The 16,625-nt window shown below is 70.0% G+C and carries 14 protein-coding genes; 12 read left to right on the top strand and 2 right to left on the bottom strand.

The annotated features are described in order from the left end of the window. The first annotated feature begins 1 nt into the window (after position 1). The 8 genes from WG212_RS06690 to WG212_RS06655 are packed head-to-tail and all read left to right on the top strand — an operon-like array spanning position 2 to position 9,471. The gene (locus WG212_RS06690) at positions 2–1,318 is read left to right on the top strand and encodes a serine hydrolase domain-containing protein (RefSeq protein ID WP_337186302.1); all 1,317 of its coding nucleotides are present in this window, start codon (positions 2–4) and stop codon (positions 1,316–1,318) included. After that, positions 1,242–2,513: an acyl-CoA dehydrogenase gene (locus WG212_RS06685; protein ID WP_337186301.1), complete on the top strand. Its 1,272-nt coding sequence runs from the start codon at positions 1,242–1,244 to the stop codon at positions 2,511–2,513. The genes WG212_RS06690 and WG212_RS06685 overlap by 77 nt, the downstream gene beginning before the upstream one ends. Then, positions 2,513–3,646 (top strand): acyl-CoA dehydrogenase family protein, encoded by a 1,134-nt coding sequence (locus WG212_RS06680; RefSeq protein WP_337186300.1) that lies wholly within the window; start codon positions 2,513–2,515, stop codon positions 3,644–3,646. Before WG212_RS06685 ends, WG212_RS06680 begins: the two co-directional genes overlap by 1 nt. A gap of 24 nt (positions 3,647–3,670) precedes the next feature. Next, on the top strand, positions 3,671–4,807 hold the full coding sequence (locus tag WG212_RS06675) for an acyl-CoA dehydrogenase family protein (RefSeq protein WP_337186299.1): 1,137 nt from the start codon (positions 3,671–3,673) through the stop codon (positions 4,805–4,807). A 4-nt stretch (positions 4,808–4,811) separates the two neighbouring features. Continuing rightward, positions 4,812–5,738, top strand: coding sequence for an acyl-CoA dehydrogenase family protein (locus WG212_RS06670; protein ID WP_337186298.1), 927 nt, complete (start codon positions 4,812–4,814; stop codon positions 5,736–5,738). A gap of 18 nt (positions 5,739–5,756) precedes the next feature. Next, on the top strand, positions 5,757–6,566 hold the full coding sequence (locus WG212_RS06665) for an enoyl-CoA hydratase/isomerase family protein (protein ID WP_337186297.1): 810 nt from the start codon (positions 5,757–5,759) through the stop codon (positions 6,564–6,566). 2 nt (positions 6,567–6,568) lie between these two features. Then, positions 6,569–8,692: an acetate--CoA ligase family protein gene (locus WG212_RS06660; RefSeq protein WP_337186296.1), complete on the top strand. Its 2,124-nt coding sequence runs from the start codon at positions 6,569–6,571 to the stop codon at positions 8,690–8,692. Continuing rightward, positions 8,689–9,471, top strand: a complete 783-nt coding sequence (locus tag WG212_RS06655) for an SDR family oxidoreductase (protein ID WP_337186295.1) — start codon at positions 8,689–8,691, stop codon at positions 9,469–9,471. Before WG212_RS06660 ends, WG212_RS06655 begins: the two co-directional genes overlap by 4 nt. Positions 9,472–9,514: 43 nt before the next feature. Here WG212_RS06655 and WG212_RS06650 read toward each other — a convergent pair whose 3' ends face one another. Then, complete coding sequence (locus tag WG212_RS06650; protein WP_337186294.1) at positions 9,515–10,297, bottom strand: FCD domain-containing protein; 783 nt, start codon at positions 10,295–10,297, stop codon at positions 9,515–9,517. 421 nt (positions 10,298–10,718) lie between these two features. On the opposite strand from WG212_RS06650, the gene WG212_RS06645 reads away from it, so the two are divergent. The 3 genes from WG212_RS06645 (at position 10,719) to WG212_RS06635 (ending at position 14,412) form a co-directional block, all read left to right on the top strand. Continuing rightward, a complete protein-coding gene (locus WG212_RS06645) occupies positions 10,719–12,035 on the top strand; it encodes an MFS transporter (protein WP_337186293.1) in 1,317 nt (438 codons plus the stop codon). A 318-nt stretch (positions 12,036–12,353) separates the two neighbouring features. Then, positions 12,354–13,490: an acyl-CoA dehydrogenase family protein gene (locus WG212_RS06640; protein WP_337186292.1), complete on the top strand. Its 1,137-nt coding sequence runs from the start codon at positions 12,354–12,356 to the stop codon at positions 13,488–13,490. 4 nt (positions 13,491–13,494) lie between these two features. After that, positions 13,495–14,412, top strand: coding sequence for an acyl-CoA dehydrogenase family protein (locus WG212_RS06635; RefSeq protein ID WP_337186291.1), 918 nt, complete (start codon positions 13,495–13,497; stop codon positions 14,410–14,412). Between the two features lie 67 nt (positions 14,413–14,479). On the opposite strand, the gene WG212_RS06630 is transcribed toward WG212_RS06635, so the two are convergent. After that, positions 14,480–15,115: a TetR/AcrR family transcriptional regulator gene (locus WG212_RS06630; protein WP_337186290.1), complete on the bottom strand. Its 636-nt coding sequence runs from the start codon at positions 15,113–15,115 to the stop codon at positions 14,480–14,482. A 238-nt stretch (positions 15,116–15,353) separates the two neighbouring features. Between WG212_RS06630 and WG212_RS06625 the strand changes: the two genes are divergently transcribed. Then, positions 15,354–16,607, top strand: coding sequence for a serine hydrolase (locus WG212_RS06625; protein ID WP_337186289.1), 1,254 nt, complete (start codon positions 15,354–15,356; stop codon positions 16,605–16,607). The last annotated feature ends 18 nt before the right edge of the window (positions 16,608–16,625 follow it).

Raw genomic sequence — 16,625 nt, 5'->3', positions numbered from 1 at the left:
GGTGCGGCGTCCGCGGCGGCTGATGTTGGCCGCGGCGGCGAGTCTGGTCCTGGTCGGCGCGGCCTCGGCGGCGCCGATCCCGGCGCCTCGGCCGCTGCCGACCGCGAGCCCGGAATCTGTCGGCTTCTCGGCCGAGCGCCTGAAGCGTCTGGACGCGGCGATGCAATCGTTCGTCGACGGCGGCCGCGTCGCGGGCATGAACACCGTCCTGATGCGGCACGGGAAGGTGGTGGCGTTCAACAGCTACGGGAAGGCCAGCCTGAGCCGACCCGAGCCCCTCGGCCGGGATGCGATCTTCCGGATCTACTCGATGACCAAGCCGATCACCTCGGTCGGGCTGATGATCCTGTTCGAGGAGGGCAAGTGGCGCCTCGACGACCCCGTCAGCAAGTATCTGCCCGAGTTCTCGCAGATGAAGGTGGTGGCCGGAACGGACGCGCGCGGCCAGCCGATCATCGAGGACGCCAGGCGGCCGCCGACGATGCGCGAGCTGATGAGTCATACGGCGGGCCTGGGCTACGGCCAGATGGACGGCCGGGAAGTGAACCGCCTGTTCCGCGAGCGCGCGGTGATGCAGTCGGACAGCCTCCAGGCCATGACCGAGAAGGTGGCCGGCATTCCACTCCTCTCCCAGCCGGGGACGGCCTGGTCCTACTCGATCTCGATGGATGTCGAAGGCCGCATCATCGAGAAGCTGTCGGGACAGACGCTCGGGGCCTTCCTGCAACAACGCATCTTCGGCCCTCTGGGTATGAGGGACACCGCCTTCATGGCGCCGCCGGAGAAGCTGGGGCGTCTCGTCGATCTCTACGCCTTCGATCCCAGGTCGGGCGGGCTGGTCGCGCCGCCTCCGGGTCCGTTCGTCAATGACTACAGCAAGCCGCCCCGACTGGAATCGGGCGGCGGCGGTCTCGTCTCGACGGCGACCGACTATGCGCGTTTCGCTCAGATGCTGGCCAACGGCGGCCGACTGGACGGGACGAGGATCCTGTCGCCGGCCACGGTCAGGCTGATGGGGACGAACGCCATTCCGAAGGCGGCTTGGGACCTGCCGAACGGGAATGGAATCAACTTCGGAGAGGCCATCGGCTACGGCCTGGGCGTCATGGTGGTCGACGACCCCGTCCGCGCCGGATCGCTCGAAGGCAGGGGGACGATGAGCTGGGACGGCGCGGCCAGCACCTGGTTCTGGGTGGATCCGACCTACGACGTGGTCTTCGTCGGGATGATCCAGGTGATGGGTGGCCCCGTGCGGCTGGACCTCCAGGCGATGTCCCGGACCCTGGTCTACCAGGCGCTGGTCGAGCCGGCGAAGTAGGCGGAGCTCCGCGCAGAGGCGGATCGGCCATCCGGCGCGCCCGACCCTGAAGTCCCTCTACGGAATCCCTGTCGATCGTCGTGTCTTTTCCCGGCGAAGGCCGCTTGCGCCTCGGCACAAGCAGAGTCTATATAGGATAATAATTAGAATTATTGGAGACATTGGGGTGCGAGCTGTCTTTACCGAGGAACAGGAGATGCTGCGGAGCACGGCCTCCCGCATCGCCGACTCGGTGTCGGTGACGACGCCGGCCGATCTGGGTCGTCTCGATCGCGTGAAGGCCTGGGGGGCGCTCGCCGAGGCGGGCCTGCTGGGCATGCGGACGCGCGACGAGGACGGGACGCCGCTCGCATCCGGGGTCGAGGTCATGCTGGTGGCCCAGAGCCTGTCCGGAACCTTGGCGCCTATGCCGTTCGTGGGCTCGGTGCTGGCGGCCGACCTCCTCGGCCGCGCCGGCGCGGCCGAGGCCTGGATCTCGGATATCGCCGAGGGGCGCGCCCGCTACACGGTCCTGCTGACCCCGGAACTCGACCGGCTGGCCGACGCCGAGGCGCCGCACGGCGCGATCTGCATCGACGCCGAGGGGGCGGCCTATGGCCTGGCCATCGGCGCCGACCGGCGCGTGGCGCGGGTCGGCCTCGGCGGCATGGGGGCGCTGGCGGGCGTGGACATGACGCGGCCCCTGGGCGTGCTCGCGGACGGGAGCGCCGTGGAGCCCATTGGCCGGCCGTTGTCGGATGACGACCTCGCGAGATGGACGTCGCTCGCACTGGCCCTGGCCTGCGCCGACATGGTCGGCGTGCTCTCCGATGGCCTGCGGCGTGTGGTCGAGTACGCCAAGGCCCGCATCCAGTACGGCGTGCCGATCGGCTCGTTCCAGGCCGTGCAGCACATGTGCGCCGAAATGCTGGTCGAGACCGAGGCCGCGGCCAGCGTCACCAGCTATGCCGCCTGGGCCGTCGATGCGCTGGACGCCGAGAGCGGACTGCTCGCGGCCCGCAGCGCCAAGGCCTATTGCGCGCCGGTCGCGCAGAAGGTGGGCGAGATGCTGATGCAGGCCTACGGCGGCATCGGCCAGACCTGGGAGCACGAGGCGCACATTCGGACGCGCCGCGCGATGTTCGACCGCAAGATCTTCGGCGACGAGGCCTGCCAGCTGCTGGCCATCGCCGACCTGCGCATGGGCCGGAACTGATGGATTACCGAGAGAACGAGGAAGAGACCGCTTTCCGCCTTCGCGTGCGCGAATGGCTCGGTCGGAACGCGATTCCGAACTGGCGCGATCATGCGCGGACCGAGGCCGAGCACGGCGCCCTGCTGCGGCGCTGGCAGAGGACCCTGTACGAGGGCGGGTTCGTCGGCCTGTCCTGGCCCAAGGAGTACGGCGGCCACGGCCTCTCGGCGACCTACGAGGCGATCCTGAACGATGAACTGGGCCGGGCGGATACGCCGCGCATCTCGTTCCACGCCTATCTGGGGCGGGCCATCTTCACCTACGGCACCGAGGCGCAGAAGCAGCAGTTCCTGCCGCCCATGCTGCGGGGCGACATCCAGTGGTGCCAGGGTTTCAGCGAACCCGGGGCGGGCTCGGACCTGGCCGGCCTTCGCACCTACGCCGAACTCAAGGGCGACAAGTGGGTGGTCAACGGCCAGAAACTCTGGACCAGCGGCGCACAGCACGCGGACTGGTGCGTCATGCTGGTGCGGACCGACAGGGACGCGGCCAAGCACAAGGGGATCAGTTGCCTGCTGACCTCGGCCAAGGCGCCGGGGATCACCATCCGCCCGATCAAGATCTCGGACGGCGCGCCCGAGACCTGCGAGATGTTCTTCGACAATGTCGAGATCCCCGCGGACCAGATGATCGGGAAGCCGGGCGAGGGATGGCGGATCGCCATGACCGTGCTCGCCTTCGAGCGTGGCCCGGCGGACATCGGGCTGATCGCGACATTCCAGACCGCGCTGCGGCGCATCGAGGGCGTCGCGGCCGAGCGCGGCCTGCTGAACGATCCCGAGACCCGCAAGGCGATCGCCCGCATCTATGTGATCGGAGAGGCGCTGCGGCTCAATGTGATGCAGCAGCTCTCCCAGCGGGTCGCGGGCAAGCCGCCGGGGCCGGATGGCTCGGTGGCGCGGCTGCTGCTGACCCGCGCCGAGCAGGCGATCCGCAGCCTCGAGCTGGAGATCAACGGGGCGGCGGCGTTCACCGACGCCGATAACACCAGCTTCGCCAGCTACCTGCGCTCCCGGACCATCAGCATCTTCGGAGGCACCTCCGAGATCCAGAAGAACATTCTCGCGAACCAGGTCCTGGGGATGCCTCGCTGAGAGGCGCTTGCAGGGGAGGACAAGATGGACTTTGAGTGGGCCCCCGAAGAGGCCGAGTTCCGCCACGATCTGAAGACGTTCCTCGAGGCCGAGCTGCCCGCGGACTTCGACGCCTTCGCCATGGAGCCCGAGGAGCAGAAGGCGTTCTCGAAGGCGTTCGCCGTGAAGCTGGCCGAAAAGCGCTGGCTGACGCCGGCGTGGCCCCGGGAGTACGGCGGACTGGCGCAGTCACCCTGGCAGCAACTGATCCTCAGCGAGGAGATGGTGGCCCACGGCGAGCCCCGCACGGCCCAGTACATGTGCGTGAACTGGGTGGGGCCGGCGCTGATCCTGGCGGGGACCGAGGAGCAGAAGGCGTATCATCTCAGCCGCATCAGCCGCGGCGACGTCGTCTGGTGCCAGGGCTTTTCCGAGCCGGGCGCCGGTTCGGACCTGGCCAATCTGCGCACCAAGGCCACCTGGACCGGCGAAGACTACCTGATCGAGGGCGAAAAGGTGTGGACGTCCTACGCCGACACCGCCGACTTCTGCTTCCTGCTGGCCCGGACCGATCCCGATGCGCGCAAGCATCACGGCATCTCGATCTTCCTGGTGCCGACCGACGCGCCGGGCGTGACGATCAGCGAGATCCCGTCGATCTTCTCGGGCGGCACGTTCAACCAGTGCGTCTTCGACGGCGTGCGTGCGCCCGAGGCGTGGCGGCTGGGCCCCGAGAACGGCGGCTGGCCGATCATCCGGCAACTGCTGGTGAACGAGCGCGTCGGCGTGGCGCGCTTCCGGCGGGCCGCGGTCCTGCTCGACCGCGCGGCGGCGGCCGGGCGCGAGGCCGGCCTGCTCGACGACCCGGTGATCTCTCAGGCGGTGGCCACGGCGCGGGCGGCCTGCGAGGCGGCGCGCGTCCTGATCTATCGCGTGGTCGACCAGCGCGCGAAGGGCGAGGCGCCCGAGGAGACCGCCTACGTCTACCGCGTCGCGACCATCCGCGCCGAGCGGGCGGTCTATGACGCGGTCGTCCAGATCGAAGGGAGCGGCGCCCTGCTGAAGGGCAGTTTCGGCGCCAAGCAGTTCGGCCACGCCCTGTCGTCCGGCGTGGCCACCGGCACCCTGGAAATGCAGCTCAACATGATCGCGCGCGAGCTGATCGGCGCCGGCAGGAAGTAGCCCCATGGACATGCAACTGAACGAACTGCAGCAGCAGATCGCGGACGCCTGCGGCAAGCTGCTCGAGCGCCGCGCCGGCCCTGCCCGCGCCCGCGCGTTGCGGGCGGCCGAGGATTTCGACCGGCTGCTGCTCGCCGAGATGTCCGAGGCGGGCTTCCTCGACCTGTTCGGCGAGCCCGAGGCCGGAGCGCTGGTCGCCGCCCTCGTCACCCAGTGGAGCGCGCAGGCCGCCGCCCTGGCGCCGATCGGCGCCCGCAGCATCGTCGCGCCGTCGATCATCCACGGCGACCTGCCCGAGGTCATCGCCGTGGCCGAGCAGGGCGCCATGAACGCCGTCCGCTACGGCGCCGAGGCCGACATGCTCATCGTGCTGGACGGCGACGACGCCCGCCTGGCCCGTCGCGGCGAGTTCAGGGCCGAACCGGTCAAGTCGAAGTTCGGCTATCCGATGGCCAGGATCACCGAGGCGAAGGGCGAGGCCCTGGCGCCGGGCGCGGGCGCCGTCGCGCGCCGCTGGTGGCGGATCGCGATCGCCGCCGAGATCAGCGGCTCGGCGCGCGGCGCCGTGGACCTCACGGTCCGCTACATGGGCGATCGGGTGCAGTTCGACCGGCCGCTGGCGACCTATCAGGCCCTGCAACATCGCATCGTCGAGTGTCACGTCTCGACCGACGCGGCGACCTGGGCGACCCGCGAGGCGGCCTTCCGCGGTGCTCCGGCCGAGCAGGCGGCCACGGCGGCCATCATCGCGTCGGAGACGGCCCAGCGCGTCTTCTACGAGACCCACCAACTCACCGGCGCGATGGGCTTCACCACCGAATACGACCTGCACCTCTACACCCTGCGCCTGCAGACCCTTCGCCTCGAAATGCAAGGCCTGCGCGCCCACGCCCGCGACCTGGTCGAGGCGCGCTGGCCGGCGGCCAACTGAGCGAACGGAGAGCCTCGAATGTCCGGCTACGAATCCTTCACCACCGTGCTGGCCCGCCGGGAAGGCCATGTCCTGGTCGTCTCGCTGAACCGGCCCGAGCGCCGCAACGCGATCAACGGCGACGTGCATGCCGCCCTGCGCGGCATCCTTGAACAGGCGGCGGACGATCCGGACGTGCGGGCGATCGTGCTTCGCGGGGAGGGCAAAGCCTTCTGTGCGGGCGGAGACGTCAACACCATGGAGGGCGGAGGCGACGAGGGGGCGGAAAGCCCGGCGCTCGCGGTCCGCGACACCCTCAGCGCCGCGCGGATGATCGACATGCTGCTCGCCGTGCCGCAGCCGACGGTCTGCGCGCTCCAGGGTTTCGCCATGGGCCTGGGCGCGACGATCGCCCTGCTCTGCGACACGGTCGTGATGGCCGAGGACGCGGTGATCGCCGACACCCACGTGAACATCGGGCTGGTGGCCGGGGACGGCGGCGCCGTGCTGTGGCCGCTGCTGGCCTCGATGGGGGCCGTGAAGTGGTACCTCATGACCGGCGAGCGCATCTCGGGCGTGGAGGCCGCCCGCCTGGGCCTGGTGCTGAAGGCGGTGCCGGCCGCCGACCTGGACGCCGAGGCGCTGCGCCTGGCGACCAAGCTCGCGAGCATCGCGCCGCTGGCGGCGCGCGGCACCAAGGAGACGCTGAACCGCGTCATCCGCGACCGCATCCACCTACTGCTCGAGACCGGCCTGCTGCTGGAGGGCGCGACGATGGTCAGCGAGGATCACAAGGAAGCGGCCAGCGCGTTCCTCGCCAAGCGCACGCCCGTCTTCAAGGGCCGTTGAGCATGAACGCCGTCCCTCTTCGGGCCGAGGCCCAGTCGCGCCCGCTCGGCGCCCTGCTCAAGCCGCGGTCCATCGCCATCGTCGGCGCGTCGAACCGGCTGCCGGGCATCGGCGGCTATGTGACCGCCAATGTCGCGCGGGCCTTCGACGGCCCCATCTATCCGGTCAATCCGCGTGAATCCGAGGTTCAAGGCCTGAAGGCCTACGCCAGCGTCGCCGACCTGCCGCGGGACATCGACCTGGCGATCGTCGTCGTTCCGGCCGATGGCGTGGCCGCCGTGCTCGAGGCGTGCGCCGCGCAGGGCGTGGGCGGTGTCGTGATCATCACCTCAGGCTTCGCGGAGGTGGGCGGCGCGGGACCCGGCCTGCAGGCGCAGGTGGCGGAGATCCTGGCCCGTACCGGCCTTCGGGCCATGGGCCCCAACTGCATCGGGTTCATGAACCTGACGGACGGGGTGATGGCCAACTTCGTGTTGGACCCCACCGATCCGCTGCCCGCAGGCGGCCCCGTGGCGCTGGTTTCGCAGAGCGGCGGCCTGGGCGGCTATATGGTGCGCAAGGCCCTGACCGCGGGGCTGAACCTGGGCTGGTTCGTCAGCACCGGCAACGAAGTGGACGCCAGCGTCTCGGCGGTGCTGCGCGAGCTGGTGGAGCGCGACGACGTCCGCGTCCTGCTGGGCGCCTTCGAGGCGCTGCGCGACCCCGATCTGTTCATCGAGACCGCCCTCAGGGCGCAGGCCCTCGACAAGCCCTTCATCGTGCTCAAGGCCGGCCGGTCCGAAGCGGCCGCGGCGGCCGCGCAGGCGCACACGGGCTCGATGGTCGGTTCGGCCCAGGCCTTCGACGCCGTCTGCCGGCAGTACGGCGTCTTCTCGGTCGCCAGCCTGGAGGAGATGCTCGACCTGGGCGTGATCTTCCAGGGCGGCCGCCGCGCCCGCGGCCGTCGCGTCGGCATCATCACCGGATCTGGCGGAGCCGGCGTCATCCTCGCCGACGCCTGCCTGCTCGAGGGCCTCGAAGCGCCGACGCTGCCGGCGGACGCCCAGGCGATGCTGATGGAGCTGATGCCCAAGCCCTTCATGGGCTCGGTCGCCAACCCCGTGGACGTGACCGCCCAGGCGCTCAGCTCGCCGGGCACGTTCGAGGCGGTCCTGACCAAGGTGCCGGCTACCGACGCCGTGGACATGCTGGCGCCCGTCATCATCGGCAACCCGCTGCATCCCGAGATGTACATCCGTTCGCACGGCTCGACGGAAAAACCGGTGGCGTTCGTCTCCACGCTGCTGCCCACCACGCTGCTGAACGTGGGCGTGCCCGCCTACACCGACCCGCGGCGGGCGGCTCATGCCCTGGCGGCGATGGCCGAATTCTCCCTGGCCCCGAAACGGACGGCGCGCCCGAAGATGTCGCCCTCCGATCCCGGGCGTGTGGCGGCGGCGCGGGCGATCCTGTCGGCGCGCGGCGGGGACACGCTGATGGAAGTGGAGTCGAAGGCCTTGCTGGCGCTGTACGGCGCGCCGGTCACGCGCGAGGCGATGTGCCGCTCGGCCGACGACGCCGTCGCCGCGGCGGCGGCCCTCGGGGGCAAGGTCGCGCTCAAGGTCATGTCCTACGCCCTGCCGCACAAGTCGGACGTGGGCGGCGTACGCCTCGGCCTCTCGGGAGACGACGAGGTTCGCGCCGGCCATTCGGGCCTCCTCGCCGAGGTGGCCCGCAACGCGCCGGACGCGAAGATCGAAGGCGTGCTGGTCCAGGAGATGGCGCCGGCGCGGCTGGAGATCCTGTGCGGCATGACGCGCGACCCGGTCTTCGGTCCCATCGTCGCGGTCGGGCTGGGCGGCGTGATGGTCGAGATCATGGGCGAGGCGGCGCTCCTGCCGGCGCCCTTCGACGCCTCGGACGTCGAGCGGGCCCTGGGCGGTCTGCTCGGGGGCCGCCTGGTCACCTCCGGGCGGGGCCTGGACCCGGCCGAACTGGGGGCCGTCGCGCGCCTCGCCGTGGCTCTGGGGCAGGCCGCCCTCGAGTTGCCGGAGATCGTCGAGATCGACGTGAATCCGGTGCGTGTGGCGAATGGCGCGGCCATCGCCGCCGACGCCCTTGTCGTTGTTTCCGGAGTCGCCCAATGACCGCCGTCGCAGACTTCCTCGGTTTCCCGAAGGGGAGCGTCGCCGTCGTCAGCGGCGTCGCCAGCGGGATCGGCAAGGAACTGGCGCCGCTGCTTCTGGCGCAGAATGTCAGGGTCGTCGGCCTCGACATCAATCAGGCGGGCCTGGACAGCCTCGATTTCGGAGAGGGGTTCTCCCGGCGCCGGCTCGACACCGCCGATCGCGAGGCGGTCAATGCGCTGTTCGCGGAGCTGCACGCCGAGTTCGGCCCGATCGGCTATCTGGCGAACAACGCCGGCCCGCCGAGCTCCGCGCCGCTCAGCATCGAGGCGGGGCTGGCCCAGACCGCGGGCAGCGTCCAGATCATGACCCAGGCATGGTCGAAGGCCATTCCCGCCCAGGGCGCGGCGGTGGTGAACGTGGCCTCGGTCGCGGGGGCCTTCTCGGGCGGGCCGCCGCCCGCTGTGGTCGCCGACCGGATCGCCGCGGCCGGCGGCATCGGCAATGGGTGGTATGGCGCGGGCAAGGCGGCGATCGCGGGCCTGACGCGATACCAGGCCGTCATGGCCGCCGGGCGGTATCGGGCCTGCGCGGTGGCGCCGGGCGTGATCGAGACGCCGCGCATCGGCGACCTGACCGAGGGCGCCTACGGCAAGCTGATGATCGAGCGTTCCCCGCTCGGCCGGCTGGGGCAGCCGCAGGAGGTCGCCCACGCGATCGCGTTCCTGCTCAGCCCCGCGGCGTCCTTCGTCAACGGGGTGACCCTGGTGATCGACGGGGGCGGCACGCTCGTCTACTGACGCCGGCCGCCGGAGGGGCTCCCGTTCGGTGGGGCGCCCGCCCTCAGTAGACCGAGATCAGGGCGTCCTCGCCGAGTTCCGCGAGGATCACGCGGCGGGAACGCTGCATGTGATAGCGCCAGATCGCCTCCGCGGCCTCGCCGTCCTTGGCGGCGATGGTCTCGACGAGCTGGCTGTGGGTGGTGAAGGACGCCTTGTTGAGGCGCGCCTGGTCGGGCCGGTCCCGGGCGATGAAGCGGTTGAGCTGGCGCAGGTAGAGTTCGTCGAGCATGCCCACGAAGAGCGCCAGCGTCGTGTTGCCGGCCTGACGCACCAGAATCCGGTGGAATTCGGTGGCGGCGATACCGAAGGCCCGGAAGTCGTTCATGTGGGCGTGTTCGTACGCGAGATGCTGCTGCAACTCCTCCAGGTGCGCCTCGGTCCGCGTGAGCGCGAGCTGGTTGATCAGCGGCGGCTCGATGATCAGCCGCGCGTCGAACAGCTCCTTGAGGGGCGCGCCGCGGATCTGGAGGAGAATGCCGATCGACTTGGCGGCGGTGTCGTCGCGGGGCAGGCGAATGCGTGCGCCGCCGCGGGCGCCCCGCTTGACCTCGATCAGCGATTCCGCCTCGAGGATGCGGAACGCCTCCCGCAGCGAGGCTCGCGAGACGTGAAACTCGACCATCAGGTCGGGTTCGGAGGGCAGGGCGTCCCCCTCCTTCAGTTCGCCCTGCACGACACGCTGGCGGATGGTTTCGGCGATCAGCTCCGCGGCCTTCGGAATGCGAATCGATCGCTCGTTCGCCGCAAGGTCATCTGCGGCTCGTGCGTTGGCTTTCCTGCTCAATTCCGTGTCCCCAGCCTTCTGCCCTGCAAAAGCAGCTTCCCAACGCGCGAACCCTGGCAATCGCAGATTCCTTAATCCGGTGAACGCCTCCCCGGCAACGGCGGGGCGCCTTCCGGACCCGGGATGATGTCGCGTTGTGCAGGCCAGTGGATCGCGCGCGACTAAATACAGTGCAATCATTCAATTATAAATAGCGCCAGCGGGAAGGCTCCGCAGAATCCGCACGCGCAGCGCGTCACGCCTGTGGGCGACGAGGCGGGGTTTCAGGCCGCCACTGGCGCCTTCGACGTCGAGCGGCGCAAATCGCGCTAGATATAGGGTAATATTTACATTAATTAGGCGCGTGCATCTCGGGAACCAACGAGAGGACCGCTGGAAGGCCGGCGCGTCCCGACGGCCGGGCTGCGAGGAGGGATATTCCGTGGAAAAGTCCGGTCCCGTGGTCGGCCCCGGCCGAGCCTGGTACGCCGTGCTGCTGCTGGGCACGCTCTACATCGTCGCCTTCGTGGACCGCGCGATCCTCGGCCTGCTGGTGGAACCGATCAAGGCGGACCTCGGGCTCACCGACAACCAGATGAGCCTGCTGATCGGCGCGACGTTCGCGGTCTTCTACTCGCTGGTCGGCGTGCCCATGGGACGCCTTGCCGACCGGGTGAGCCGTCGCCGCATCATCATCTGCACGGCGGTGCTCTGGGGGGCCTGCACCTTCGCCTCGGGCTTCGCCGCCAGCTTCGTCTTCCTCTGCCTGATGCGGATCGGGGTGGCGGTGGGGGAGGCGGCGCTGACGCCCAGCGTGACATCCCTCATCTCGGACATGTTCCCGCGGGAGCGGCGGGCCCGCGCGATGGGCGTCTACGTGGCCATGGGAAACCTGGGGGCCAAGCTGGCCTATGTCATCGGCGGGTTGGTGCTGGCCGCGATCGGGACGCGCCTGCTGATCGAACTGCCGCTCCTGGGCGGCGTCAAGCCGTGGCAACTGGTGTTCATGATCGTGGGCGCGCCGGCTCTGCTGATCGCCGTCCTGATCTTCCTCACCCTGCCCGAGCCGCCGCGCCCCGCGACCGCCGAAGCCGCGCCGACGCGGGGAAAGGGACTCGCCGCCTTCGACGCCCGATGGCGCCCGCTGATCCTCATGTTCCTCGGTGGGGCGCTTGGCCAGGCCATTGCGGTGGGGATGAGCGCCTGGGCGCCCAGCTATCTCCTGCGTGAGTTCGGGTGGAAGATCTCGGACGCGGGCATCTATCTGGGCTCCGTCAGTACGGTCGGGGGCGTGGCGGGTGTCCTGATCTTCACGAATCTCGTCGAGTGGCTGGTGCGTCGCGGCCATCTGATCGCCCTTCCGATGATCCTGGTCTGCGGGCTGTCGGCGGGCTCGGCCTTCATGGTCGCGTCGGGTTTCGCGCCGGCGCCGCATCTCTTCCTCGCCTTCTATGCGCTGGGGCTCTTCGCGCTTTCGGGCACGGGGGTGATGTGCATGGTCGCCGTTCAGTGGACCGCGCCCACGACGCTCCGCGGGGAGCTGATGAGCGTCTACCTGCTCATCAATTCCCTGCTGTCGATGGGGCTGGGGCCCAGTGCGATCACGGTCGTTTCCGGCCTGTTCGGCGGCCCCCAGCATCTCTCCGCCGGCTTCATCGTCATCGGGCTGGTCTGCGGGCCGCTCGGCGCATCCCTCGTCCTGGCGGCGTGTCGTCCGCTCGTCGCGCTTCATCGGGAGGCGATCGCCCGGGACGCCTAAGAGGCTTCACGTTGCAACGGGAAGGCCGCTTTATGTTTCTATAAGATAACATAATACGAAAATAGGTCGATCCATGTCGTAGGTGCGCCCAACAAATCCCGAAAAGGTAAGGACAATTTCGAACTTCCCTTGTCGACTCCGGAGGAGGCGTGCAACTTTGTGAGTAGTAGAAATCTTTCTGATCAAAGAATGGTTGGCTCCGGAGGGCGCGGGGTCTCCAAGACGTTCTGAATTTCAGTTTCCTCCCTGGAACTGCGCGTGGCCGTGACGGCCACGCGCGACTTTTCCGGGGGCGAAGGTTCCAGCGGAGGGCTACGTATGGACTTCAAGTGGTCTGACGAGGATGCGCAGTTCCGGAGCGACCTGCGGGGGTTTCTCGAGGCGACCCTGCCGGAAGACTTCGACGCCTTCGACATGGGCGCGCGCGAGCGCGACGACTTCTCCCGCGCCTTCGCCAAGAAGCTGTCCACGCGCGGCTGGCTGACGCCGGCCTGGCCCAGGCAGTACGGCGGGCTGGAGCAGTCGGCCTGGCAGCAGCTCATCCTCAGCGAGGAAATGGTCGGTCACGGCGAACCCCGCACGGGCCAGTACATGTGCGTCAACTGGGTCGGGCCGGCGATCATCCTGGCGGGCACCGACGAGCAGAAGGACTATCATCTCGGCCGGATCAGCCGGGGCGACGTCACCTGGTGCCAGGGCTTTTCGGAGCCCGACGCCGGGTCCGACCTGGCCGCCCTGCGCACCACCGCGACCCGGGAGGGCGACGCCTACGTCATCCGCGGTGAAAAGATCTGGACGTCGTACGCCGGCGTCGCCGACTTCTGCTTCCTGCTTGCGCGGACGGATCCCGAAGGCCACCGGCATCGCGGCATCAGCATCTTCCTGGTGCCGACGGACGCGCCGGGGCTGACGATCCGCGAGATTCCCTCGGTGTTCCGCGAAGGGACCTTCAATTCCTGCGTCTTCGACGAGGTTCGCGCGCCCGAGGCCTGGCGGTTGGGGCCGGAGAACGGCGGGTGGCCGATCATCCGCAAGCTCCTCGCCAACGAAAGGGTCGGCGTGGCGCGCTACCACCGGGCCGAGACCTTCCTGCTGAAGGCCGTCAAGGCGGCCCGGGCCGCCGGGGTGATCGGCGACCCGGTCATCGGCGAGGCGCTGGCCAGAGCCAAGGCGGCCTGCGACGCGGCGCGGGTGCTGGTCTACCAGGTGGTGGACGAACGCGCGAAGGGCCGGCAGCCCGACCTCAGCGCCTATGTCTACCGCGTCGCCGCGATCCGCTGCGAGAAGCTGGTGTACGAGGCGGCGCTGCGCGTTCAGGGCGCCGACAGCGTGGCGCCCGGCAGCGTGGCCGCCGGCCAGTTCCAGCACGCGGTCACCGCCGGGGTGGCGACCGGCACGCTGGAAATGCAGCTCAACCTCATCGCCCGCGACATCATCGGCGGAACAGGGGCCTGACATCATGGACATGGCGTTCGACGACACCCAGACGGCGATCAAGGAGTCCTGCGATCGCCTCTTCGGCCGGCTGGCGGGGCCCGGCCGCGCCCGCGAACTCGGCCGCTCGGGCGGCGCCGACCTGGCGCTGGCGACGGCTCTGGAAGAGGCGGGATTCCTCGATCTCTTCGCCGAGGAGGACGCCGGTCCCCTGGCCGCGGCCCTGATCACGGAATGGGCCGCAAAGGCCGCCGCGCTGCTTCCGCTGGGCGCGCGCACGCTGATCGCGCCCAACCTGATCGCCGACCGCCTGCCGGCCGTCATCGCGATCTGCGACGCCGCGCACGCCGGGCCGGTGCGATACGCCGCCCAGGCCGACGTGCTCATCCGGATCGACGGCGACGCCGCGATCGTCGCGGAATCGGGTGAGTTCCGGACCGAGCCGGTCGCTTCCATCTTCGGCTACCCCATGGCGCGGGTCTCCGATGTGTCGGGCGTACGCCTGGGCGCCGGATCGGGCGAGGTGGCGCGCCGGTGGTGGCAGGTGGCCCTGGCGGCCGAGGTGGCGGGCGCGGCGCGGGCGGCGCTGGACCAGACGATCGCCTACCTGACCCAGCGCGTGCAGTTCGATCGTCCGATCGCGTCGTTCCAGGCGGTCCAGCATCGGCTCGTGGAATGCCACGTCTCGGTGGAATCCACGGCCTGGGCGGCGCGGGAAGCCGCGGCCCGCGGCGCTCCGGCGGCGCTGGCCGCAGGCGCGGCGATCACGGCCGTCGAATGTGCGCAGCGGGTCTTCGACGAGACGCACCAGCTCTCGGGCGCGATCGGCTTCACGACCGAGTACGACCTTCACCTGTGGTCGATGCGGCTCCAGACCCTACGCCAGGAATGTGGGGGCGTGGGCGCCCACGCCCGGTCGCTCGTGGCGAACGCCTGGTCCTGACGCCTGGTCCTGACGCTGCTTGGGGCCTGACGCGGGGTCCGGCTCGCAGGCCTGGGCGTCCGGGTCCTCAGTCGAGGTCCTTCGGCGCGGGCTCGGCCTCGAAGACCAGCCGCAACGCCGCGCTCAGCAACATGCTCCTGAGTGCGGCCCGGCTGAGGGGCGTCTTGTACCAGACCACCGAGTTCAGCATGCCGCTGACCGCGTGGCTGAGCACCTGCGCCTCCTGTTCGTCCAGGTCGGGCCGGGCGTCGCAGATGACGGTGACGATCTCGGCGTAGACCACCCGCCAGCGACGATCCAGGGTGCGCCGGACGTCCTCGGGCAGGGTGACCCGCTCGAGGTGGGCGAGGGCCGTGAGGTCCGCGTGCTCGAGATGCCGGTCGACCACGCCGGTGGTCCATCGGCGGAGCGCCTCCTCCGGGCTTCCGCCGGCCACGTGGACGTCGCGCAACAACTGCTCGGAGTATCCCACCAGGGTTTCCAGGAGCGCCACATAGAGGTCGAGCTTGCTGCGGAAGTGGCGGTAGAGCGCCGTGCTGCTCATGCCCACCGTGAGGCCGATGTCCTCGATGCCGACCCCGTGAAAGCCCCGCTGGCGGAACAGTCGCGCTGCTTCCTGGAGGATGCGTTCGCGCGTCCGGCGGCCGCGGACGTTGCTGCGTCCGCTGAGCCCGGTCGCCGGCGCGCTGTCCGTCTGGCTCACTCGATCTCACTCCCGATGCGAACGTCGCGTCGCCATGCCTCGGCGAACACTCGTAAGCCCATCCTGTGATCGCCTCCAGAGGCCGCGGGATCGAGGGGCGGGTCATCCCGGCGCGGCCGTGGCGTGGCGGCGGCTTCCGGGCGGGCGACGGCGCAGCGCGGCCTGACGTGGCGACCGCCTTGCGGTTCCGGCGCGAAGGGGATGGGATGGGGGCTCCCCGTCCTCAGAGGCGTCCGCCATGCCCGACTCCGCCCAACCCGCCCCCACCGCGGCATCGACCGATCCTGCGGCGCTCGCCGTGATGCGGGGCTTCCCGCCGCCGGCCGGGAAGACCGTGCGGGCCGTCGACACCACCAGCTGGCGTTTCCCCAACACGCGCTGGAGCTTCAGCCACCAGCGCGAGCTGGGACCGTCCGCCGCGATCCGGCGCGGGCCGGCGGCCGCCACGGCCCTTCCGCTGAGCCTTCGCGCCGATCTGGACGCCGTGCCGTTCGTCACCCTGGACGGCCGCCCGACGACCTGGGGCGAGAGTGTCGAGGAGATGTTCACCGACGGGCTCGTGATCCTGCACCGCGGGGCGGTGGTCTACGAGACCTACCGCGGCGCGCTCCAGCCGCACATCCCGCACCTGGCCATGTCGGTGACCAAGTCGTTCGCCGGCCTGCTCGCCGCTGTCCTCGCGCACGAGGGGGCGATCGACCCCGGCGCGCCGGTGACCGAATATGTCCCCGAGCTCGCCGGAAGCGCCTTCGGCGATGCGACCGTGCGCCACGTCATGGATATGACGACGGGCGTCCGTTACCGCGAGGACTACGTCGATCCCGACGCCGAGGTGCGTTTCTACGGCGTCGCCGCGGGCTGGTCGCCGCCGCCCAAGGGCTATGCGGGCCCCACCACCATCTTCGATTTCCTGAGGACCCTGAAGAAGCAGGGCGAGCACGGCGAGGCCTTCGCCTACAAGACCTGCAACACCGAAGTGCTGGGCTGGATCGTCCAGCGCGCGGCGGACAAGCCGTTCGCCGAACTGGTGTCGGAACGCATCTGGCAGAAACTGGGGGCGGAGGAGGACGGCTACGTCATGGTCGACTCCACGGGCTTCGCGCTGTGCGGCGCCGGGCTGAACGTCACCACGCGCGATCTCGCACGCTTCGGTGAGATGATGCGGCTGGGCGGCGCCGTGGCCGGGCGGCAGGTGGTTCCCCGCGCGGTCGTGGACGACATCGCCGGCGGCGCCCGCAAGGAGGACTTCGCCAAGGCCGGCTACGTCACCCTGCCGGGCTGGAGCTACCGGAACCAGTGGTGGGTGAGCCACAACCGGTTCGGCGCCTATTCGGCCCGGGGCATCCACGGCCAGGTCTGCTACGTGGCGCCGGGCGCGGAGATGGTGATCGCCCGCTTCGCCTCCCACCCGACCGCCGCCAACGGGAATGGCCCGCTCGATCGGGTGTCCCTGCCGGCCTACGAGGCGATCGCGGCCCACCTCGGCGCCTGACCCATCCGCCCGTCGCGC

It is taken from the genome of Phenylobacterium sp. (assembly GCF_037189685.1).
Taxonomy (GTDB): Bacteria; Pseudomonadota; Alphaproteobacteria; order Caulobacterales; family Caulobacteraceae; genus Phenylobacterium.
The sequence above is the reverse complement of the archived record's forward strand: the minus strand, read 5'-3'. Positions and strand labels throughout refer to the sequence as shown.

Excerpts from the sequence above, each read along its gene's own strand:
- WG212_RS06680 (WP_337186300.1), top strand. The coding sequence starts at position 2,513 with ATGGATTACCGAGAGAACGAGGAAGAGACCGCTTTCCGCCTTCGCGTG.
- WG212_RS06675 (WP_337186299.1), top strand. The coding sequence starts at position 3,671 with ATGGACTTTGAGTGGGCCCCCGAAGAGGCCGAGTTCCGCCACGATCTG.
- WG212_RS06670 (WP_337186298.1), top strand. The coding sequence starts at position 4,812 with ATGGACATGCAACTGAACGAACTGCAGCAGCAGATCGCGGACGCCTGC.
- WG212_RS06665 (WP_337186297.1), top strand. The coding sequence starts at position 5,757 with ATGTCCGGCTACGAATCCTTCACCACCGTGCTGGCCCGCCGGGAAGGC.
- WG212_RS06660 (WP_337186296.1), top strand. The coding sequence starts at position 6,569 with ATGAACGCCGTCCCTCTTCGGGCCGAGGCCCAGTCGCGCCCGCTCGGC.
- WG212_RS06655 (WP_337186295.1), top strand. The coding sequence starts at position 8,689 with ATGACCGCCGTCGCAGACTTCCTCGGTTTCCCGAAGGGGAGCGTCGCC.
- WG212_RS06640 (WP_337186292.1), top strand. The coding sequence starts at position 12,354 with ATGGACTTCAAGTGGTCTGACGAGGATGCGCAGTTCCGGAGCGACCTG.
- WG212_RS06635 (WP_337186291.1), top strand. The coding sequence starts at position 13,495 with ATGGACATGGCGTTCGACGACACCCAGACGGCGATCAAGGAGTCCTGC.
- WG212_RS06625 (WP_337186289.1), top strand. The coding sequence starts at position 15,354 with ATGCCCGACTCCGCCCAACCCGCCCCCACCGCGGCATCGACCGATCCT.